Consider the following 6819-nt stretch of genomic DNA (forward strand, 5'->3'; position numbering starts at 1 on the left):
TTCACCCCTCCGCCCCCGACGCCATCGGCCCGGGGGCTTTCCCATGCCCAGGAGGCACCCGCCATGCAGATTGTCAGCCGCGCCGAGTGGGGCGCAGCGCCGTCGAAGTACCCGCTCGTCTCGATCTCGTCCACCCGGGGCGTGAAGATCCACTACGAGGGGACCGAGGTGCCCCGGTCCCTCGCGGACGATCACGGGCGGTGCGCGCCCCGGATGCGCGCGCTCCAGGCCTCGCACCTGGCCAACACGGCGGAGGACTACTCCGACATCGCTTACACCGCCGTCGTCTGCCCCCACGGCGCCGTCTTCGAGGGCCGCGGGGCCCGGCGGCGCACCGGCGCCAACGGCGACCCGACCCTCAACGCCGGCCACTACGCGGTGTGCGCCATGCTCGGCGACAGCGGGCTGACCGAGCCCACCGCGGCGCAGCTCGGCGGCCTGCGGGACGCGATCGAGTGGCTGCGCGCGGAGGGCGGGGCGGGCGACGAGATCCGCGGGCACCGCGACGGCTACGCCACCTCGTGCCCGGGCGCGCCGCTGTACGCCTGGGTCCAGGCCGGCGCCCCGCGCCCGGACGGCACCGAGGCGACGCCGCAGCCCGCGCCGGCGCCCGCCGAGGACGTCCCGGCCCGCTACCAGGCCGTCGTCGGCGGCCTGACCTACGGGTACGGCGCCGAGGGCCCGCACGTGACCGCGGTCGGCGAGGCCCTGGTGGCCCGCGGGTTCGGCGGGCACTACCGCTCCGGTCCCGGTCCGCTGTGGACGGACGCCGACACCCTCAACTACGCCGACTTCCAGCGCAGCCTCGGGTACGCCGGCGGCGACGCGGACGGCGTACCCGGCCCGCACTCGCTGCGCGCGCTGCTCGGCACCCTGCCCGGCGGCCGCACGGTGTCGCTCGCACACATCGTCGCCGCCGCCCAGGCGGACCCCGGCGCCGAGCAGGGCCACCAGACCCATGGCGAGGAGGCCCACGTCGTCGAGCAGGCCCTGGCCGACGAGGGCCTGCTGGACCCGCGCTGGGTGGACGGCTCGTTCGGCACCCGCACCATCGCCGCGTACGCCGCCTGGCAACGCCGCTGCGGCTACAGCGGCGGCGACGCCGACGGAATCCCCGGCCGCACCACCCTCGCCGCGCTCGGCGCGGCCCACCAGTTCACCGTCACCGAGTAGTAGGGAGATCCACGTGACCACGTCCCGCGCGTACTGGATCGACGTCGCCGAACGCACCGGCGCCACTGCCGCCGAGGCCGGCCTGGCCTACGCCATCACCGAGGCCAACAACCTCTCCGCGTGGTGGGTCCCGGTCCTCATACCGCTGCTCGCCGCCGCCAAGGGCACCTGCGCCCGCTTCGTCGGCCGCAAGGGAACCGCTTCGCTGCTCCCGGCCGGCGCCGACCCGGCGAGCCGCCCGTGACCGAGACCGGAATCACCGCGGTGGACACCGCCGTCCTGTGGGCGGCGGCCGCGGTCGCCCTCGCCGCGGCCGCCGGCCTCGCCTGGCGCATCCTTCGGGGCGCAGCGCGCTTCGCCGCGCGGGTGGACCAGCTCGCCGACGACTGGACCGGCACACCCGAGCGCCCGGGCGTACCGGCCCGGCCCGGAGTCATGGCCCGCTTGGACCAGCTCGACCACCGACTCGACGCCATCGACACCCGGCTCGACACCGTCGAACACGAGCTACACCCCAACTCGGGGTCGTCACTACGAGATGCCGTCGACCGCGTCGACCGCCGAACCGCCGCCCTCGACACCACGTAGCGCACGCCCCCGCCTCGGCCCCGGCCGGGACGGGGGCGCTTCGTCATGCCCGGGATCAGTACGTCGGACAGATGTGCTTACGGACGACCTCAAGGATCCGCTTCGACTTCTCGGGCCCGAACCCGTCCGGGTGTTTCGCCGAGGTGAATCGCTTGTTCGTGAGCTCGACCAGCCCCGCGGTGTCCTTGGGCGAGTCGGCGACGGACCGGCACTGATCACGACCTCGCGACACGGCCCGGTCCGGCTTGTCACTGACGATCTCCGGATCGATCGCCGTGAGCGCGGCGATGTAGGCCGACGTCGTGACAGCGTCCGGCTTTGGCGGGATTCCAGCGACCGCGGGCGCCGTTGTCTCGGCCGGCGCCGAGGCCTCGGGCGCAGCGGGTGCGGCCGCTGCCGAAGTCGGCTGGGCGGCGGCCGCGCTGCTCGGTGCCGCTGCCGCCCCGTTCGAGCTGGCGCTGGAACAGGCGGCCGAGCCGAACGCGAGCAGCGCGACGACGACGGCCGCGGCGGTGGTACGGGTGCGCATGGTCCCCCCTGGGACGGGTGTGGTGTGGGGGCGACGCTATCGGGCTACTGGTCGGTCGCGTACGTCCGTAGCCGACCTGTGACTCTTCGATTAGCGCCTTCTCGTGCTGCGACCGGATCACTAGGCTGCGGGGCATGCGATCCGTGGTGTTCGACATCGGCGAGACTCTGACCAGCGACACTCGGTATTGGGCGGACTGGGCCCGCTGGCTCGGCGTCCCCGCGCACACCATGTCCGCGCTGGTCGGCGGGGTACTGGCTCAGGGGCGGGACAACGCCGACGCGATCCGGATCATCAGGCCGGGCGTGGACGTGGCTGCCGAGTGGCGGGCCCGGCAGGCGGCTGGCCAGGGTGACCAGCTCGACGAGTCCGACCTCTACCCGGACGTCCGCCCTGCCCTGTCCCGGCTGCGCGAGGCCGTGTGGGTGGGTATCGCGGGCAACCAGAACGCCGCGGTGTCGGGTCTGCTTCGCGACCTCGCCCTCCCTGCGGACGCCATCGCCACCTCAGCCGAGTGGGGCATCGCTAAGCCCTCTCCGGAATTCTTCGCAAAGGTGATCGCCTGGGCCCCCGGCGCCCCGCACGAAATCCTCTACGTCGGAGACCACCCCGCCAACGACATCGCCCCGGCCCGGGCGGCCGGCCTGCGGGCTGCCCACCTTCGCCGCGGCCCGATCGGGCTCACGACCGCCGCGCCGGACGCCGACTGGACGGTCAACTCCCTGACCGAGCTGGCCGACCTGCTGACCGGCCAGTAGCAGGATCGCCCCGAGGGCGTACCCGCCGGGGCGATCCAGTCCGCCGCCGCGCGGGCGCCGGTACCGTTCCGAGTGCGACCACGGAACGGAGCCACTCTATGCCCGGAACCATTGCCTTGGCACTCGGGAAGCGACTCGAAACTGCCCGGCACGCAGCCAAGCTGACGCGACGCCAGGTTCACGAGGCTTCCGGTGTCAGCGTCAGCATGATTCGCAAGCTGGAGGATGGCGAACGCTGGCCGTCCGACACTGTCCTGGTGGCGCTGGCCCGGGCAGTGCAGACGTCCCCAGAAGAGCTGCTGGACGGCCCCCGCCGCTCCGACAGCCGGGTGCACCAGGCCATCCCGGCGATCCAGCGTGTCATCGCCGCATACGACCTGCCGGAGGACGGCCCCGTGCGGCCCCTGCCGGAGCTGGCGGCGGCCGTCGGCCGGGCGGTCGAGCAGCGAGTGCAGTCGCAGTACGCCCGGCTTGCCGAAGAGGCGCCGCCGTTGCTGGAGGAGCTGTTCCGGGCGGTCGATCAGGCGCGTGGGGCCGACCGAGCCCATGCCGCTCGCCTCCTCGCGCAGGCCGTCCGGTCGGCCGATGCGGTCGCCTACAAGTACCAGCATCGAGACCTGTCCGGCCGTCTGGTGGAGCTGATGCGCTGGGCCGCGTCGCTCGCCGCCGACCCGGCCCTGGAGGCCGCGGCGGCCTATGTGCGGATGGAGACGTTTTTCGCGGCCGGCCAACTCGGGCCGGGCCTGCGGTCGCTCCGGACCGCTGTCGACCGGATGCCGACGCTCGGCACAGAGCGCCTTGTGGCTGCTGCCGCAGCTCTGCACATGCGGGCCGCGGTCGCGGCGGGCCGGATGCGGCAGGCTGACGACGCCCGGCTCCACATGCGGGAGGCCGAAGCCTTGGCCGGCCGTGTCCCCGAGCGGCTGTACGACGGCACCGCGGTCGGCCCGGACTCCGTGGAGGTCCACCGCCTGGCGGTGGCAGTGGAGCTCGGGGACCCAGGGGACCTTCAGGAGGCGGTAGCCGCCGCGGCACGGTGGGCGCCGCCGCGGGACCTGCCTGCGGAACGCCGAAGCCACTACTACATCGACCTCGGCCGCGCCCAGGTACAACTCGGCCGGCCGCAGCATGCTGCCGAGTCGCTGCTGGTGGCCCGGCAGATCGCACCACAGCACGTCCGCGAGCACGGCCAGGTGCGTGCGGAGCTGGCGACGATGGTGCGGCTGACCCGTGGGCGCGACGCCCGGGTGATGGCGCTCGCTCGGTGGGCCCGGGCCGTGTAGGGGGTGCCACAGGTTGTGGCACTTCTGGGGGCAGTCGGCGGGGATCGTAGTCGATGTGAATGGGACACCAGACCCGGCCACGATCAGCCCTGCGCGACTCCACGGAGAGGCGTGCGTGACGTGCGGCTCTCCTGAGCCGCCGCTGGTCCCAGCCGGCCACGTCTACACCCCTACCGGCAAGTCCTCCGCTCCGCTCGGCTGGCCTGTGGTGGCGCACCCGGGCTGCCTCGAGGAGCGTCGCCGGTGACCTTCCTGCCCACCATCCAACCCGCAGCCGCCCGGCGGCCGCCCCACCCAGCACCAACAGGCGCTGCGGACGCGACCTGGGCCCGGATCCGACGGGACGAGCACCGATCCGTCGGTGGCGCGTGCCCTCGCTGTGACGTGCCGTGGCCGTGCCCTGTTGCCGCAGACGTGCGGGAGTACACCATCGTGGAGGAACAGTGACCGAGACGGAACAGCCCACCGACCCCCGCGCTCCAACCGACGGCGAGCAGGTGTGCGGGCACTGCCGCACCTGCGGCCAGTACGGCCTCGGCACCTACGACGGGCAATGTGGCAACAGCCTCTACGACTGGATCATCAACCATGTCGGCTGCCATCAGCGCAGCGTCCAGGCGACCAGGTGACCGCCGTCGGCGGTACCCCTGTCGAGGCCCGGGTGGAGTGGGGCGTGTGCCCCGTCTGCGGCTGCTGGCGGCAGGGCAGGGTGCTGGGCGACCTCACCGCGTACACGGTCGTAGTCGAGCACTGCCCTCCACCGGACAACCCGACCACGAACGCCCCGACCCCTGAGAGAACATGATCACCGCACCCGACCAGACCCTCGCCCGGCCCGCGACACTGCGTTGGTTACTCCTGTGGGGCACCCTCGCCGTGACCACGTATGCCGCACAGGGCGCCGACCTCGCCGTCCGCCTCAGCGGCGGCCGGCTACCCGCCGCCCAGTTCGCCGCCATCGAGTGTGCCGGCGTGCTCGGCGCCAGCGCCGCCGTCGTGTGGCTCCGCCGGAGCTGCACCACCCAGGCGTGGCGCGACCCCGTCGCTCTCAGCGCTGCCGTGCTCGGGCTCTGCCGCCTCACCATCGCCATCGGGGACGGCAGCCGCAGCAGCGACCTCCTGCGGCTGCTGCTCATCCCTGCCGTCGCCGGCCTCCTCGCAGTCGAGCTGATGCGCCAGGCCGGAGTACCGGTGCGCCTCACCCGGCCGACCCGGCGTGCCATCACCAGCGCAGTCCCGGCCGGCCTGGGGTACCTCCTCGCCCTGTACGCGGCCAGCGTCCTCTCCGGCGTGCTCGCTCAGTACTACAGCAGCCCCTCCCAGACCACCGAGACCGGCGTCCACCGCATGCCGACCGCCGTGCTGATCACGATGCTCGTAGCGATGCCGGCCGTCGAGGAGCTGGTGCTCACGGGGACGCTCGTCGGACTCGGCCGACAGCTGCACGTGCCCCTACCTCTGCTGCTGGCCGCTGCCGCGGCCGGCCGAATAGCCCTTCACGCCTACCTGGGCGTGCCGGGCTTGGCGGGCATCGTGCTGGCGGTGGTCTCCGTGGGGTTGTACTGGCAGCAGCGCCGCCTGGTCCCGCTAGTCGCGGCCCATGTCGCCTGGGATTTCTATGCCCTCCATCCCCTGCTCCTCACCGCCGCCTAGACCGATCGAACTCACCGCGCAGGCGCGGTGAGGAGGCCGCGATGGTGGGCCCGACCACGAGGAGGGACCGCCGAAGTAGCGCAGCACCCCGGCCGGTCGGCGGCCGGCCGGGCCCTACTCATCCCGCAGCAGCCGCCACACGGGCACGTCCAGGGCGTCAGCGAGGCGGACCAGCTCGTCGAGGCCTACGTTCCTGTGACCGTTCTCCACTCGGCTGATCGTCTTGTTGTCCACGCCGGATCGCTCCTGGAGCTGCACCTGGCTCAGGCCGCGCTCGCGTCTCATCGAGCGCAGTCGCGCGCCGACAGCCCAGCGCTCCTGCTGGAGCCGGTCCGGAAGATGATCAGCGCGCACCTACACACGCTTTCCGCCCCTCCTCCAGCAGTCCTTACCCAATCGGGTAAAAATGGGCACCCCATCCTGCCGGAGGGGAGCGTCAAGAGCGTCGTTGCGGAGGCCAGCACCGCGAGGCCGGCCGCCCGTCCAGATGACGGACCGTAACGACCGGGCCGCCCCCGAGAGCCCTTCTCGGGGGCGGTTCTGTGTGGCCGAGGCGTGCTGACACGTCAGCACCGGACGTCATCGAACGGAATCGGACGCCATCGAGCGACATGATAAATGTCCGCGTTTGTCCGTATCTTCGGCAACGCCGCAGGTCACAATCGGGCAAAATTAAAGTTCGAGTCTCCTATGCTCCACAATTCGCGGTAGTAGCCGATCGGCCGCCGACCAGGATCCTGGGGGGGTGGGGGGCGGGGGTGGGGGGGGTGGGAGGGCAATATTTCGGGGGCCGCGTCGCGGTGGGCTAGATAGATAGGGGGCCTGGCGGGAACAC

9 protein-coding genes are annotated in these 6819 nt (G+C 72.6%); 7 read left to right on the forward strand and 2 right to left on the reverse strand.

Features of this window, described 5'->3' with window-relative positions; translation table 11 throughout:
- The first annotated feature begins 63 nt into the window (after positions 1–63).
- Genes ACFWP2_RS35100 through ACFWP2_RS35110 form a run of 3 tightly spaced genes read left to right on the forward strand, consistent with a single transcriptional unit; the run spans position 64 to position 1761 of the window.
- Complete coding sequence (locus ACFWP2_RS35100) at positions 64–1173, forward strand: peptidoglycan-binding protein (protein ID WP_380459259.1); 1110 nt, start codon at positions 64–66, stop codon at positions 1171–1173.
- A gap of 13 nt (positions 1174–1186) precedes the next feature.
- Positions 1187–1417, forward strand: a complete 231-nt coding sequence (locus ACFWP2_RS35105; RefSeq protein ID WP_380459262.1) for a hypothetical protein — start codon at positions 1187–1189, stop codon at positions 1415–1417.
- Entirely contained in the window at positions 1414–1761 is a 348-nt protein-coding gene (locus ACFWP2_RS35110; protein WP_380459265.1) for a hypothetical protein, read from the forward strand. The genes ACFWP2_RS35105 and ACFWP2_RS35110 overlap by 4 nt, the downstream gene beginning before the upstream one ends.
- A gap of 55 nt (positions 1762–1816) precedes the next feature.
- Here ACFWP2_RS35110 and ACFWP2_RS35115 read toward each other — a convergent pair whose 3' ends face one another.
- On the reverse strand, positions 1817–2290 hold the full coding sequence (locus ACFWP2_RS35115) for a hypothetical protein (RefSeq protein ID WP_380459268.1): 474 nt from the start codon (positions 2288–2290) through the stop codon (positions 1817–1819).
- Between the two features lie 134 nt (positions 2291–2424).
- Between ACFWP2_RS35115 and ACFWP2_RS35120 the strand changes: the two genes are divergently transcribed.
- The 4 genes from ACFWP2_RS35120 (at position 2425) to ACFWP2_RS35135 (ending at position 5984) form a co-directional block, all read left to right on the forward strand.
- Positions 2425–3048 carry an HAD family hydrolase gene (locus tag ACFWP2_RS35120; protein WP_380459270.1) on the forward strand — a complete coding sequence of 208 codons (624 nt, stop codon included), beginning with the start codon at positions 2425–2427 and terminating at the stop codon, positions 3046–3048.
- Positions 3049–3146: 98 nt separating this feature from the next.
- Complete coding sequence (locus ACFWP2_RS35125; protein WP_380459273.1) at positions 3147–4331, forward strand: helix-turn-helix domain-containing protein; 1185 nt, start codon at positions 3147–3149, stop codon at positions 4329–4331.
- Positions 4332–4774: 443 nt separating this feature from the next.
- Entirely contained in the window at positions 4775–4960 is a 186-nt protein-coding gene (locus ACFWP2_RS35130; protein WP_380459275.1) for a hypothetical protein, read from the forward strand.
- Positions 4961–5132: 172 nt separating this feature from the next.
- Positions 5133–5984, forward strand: a complete 852-nt coding sequence (locus ACFWP2_RS35135) for a type II CAAX prenyl endopeptidase Rce1 family protein (protein WP_380459278.1) — start codon at positions 5133–5135, stop codon at positions 5982–5984.
- A gap of 114 nt (positions 5985–6098) precedes the next feature.
- Here the strand turns inward: ACFWP2_RS35135 and ACFWP2_RS35140 are convergent, their stop codons facing one another.
- A complete protein-coding gene (locus ACFWP2_RS35140) occupies positions 6099–6338 on the reverse strand; it encodes a helix-turn-helix domain-containing protein (protein ID WP_380459280.1) in 240 nt (79 codons plus the stop codon).
- Positions 6339–6819 lie beyond the last annotated feature (481 nt).

This window comes from Kitasatospora sp. NPDC058444 (assembly GCF_042721415.1).
GTDB lineage: Bacteria > Actinomycetota > Actinomycetes > Streptomycetales > Streptomycetaceae > Kitasatospora.

Coding starts and splice junctions, on each gene's coding strand:
- ACFWP2_RS35100 (WP_380459259.1), top strand. CDS start 64: ATGCAGATTGTCAGCCGCGCCGAGTGGGGCGCAGCGCCGTCGAAGTAC.
- ACFWP2_RS35115 (WP_380459268.1), bottom strand. CDS start 2,290: ATGCGCACCCGTACCACCGCCGCGGCCGTCGTCGTCGCGCTGCTCGCG.
- ACFWP2_RS35120 (WP_380459270.1), top strand. CDS start 2,425: ATGCGATCCGTGGTGTTCGACATCGGCGAGACTCTGACCAGCGACACT.
- ACFWP2_RS35125 (WP_380459273.1), top strand. CDS start 3,147: ATGCCCGGAACCATTGCCTTGGCACTCGGGAAGCGACTCGAAACTGCC.
- ACFWP2_RS35135 (WP_380459278.1), top strand. CDS start 5,133: ATGATCACCGCACCCGACCAGACCCTCGCCCGGCCCGCGACACTGCGT.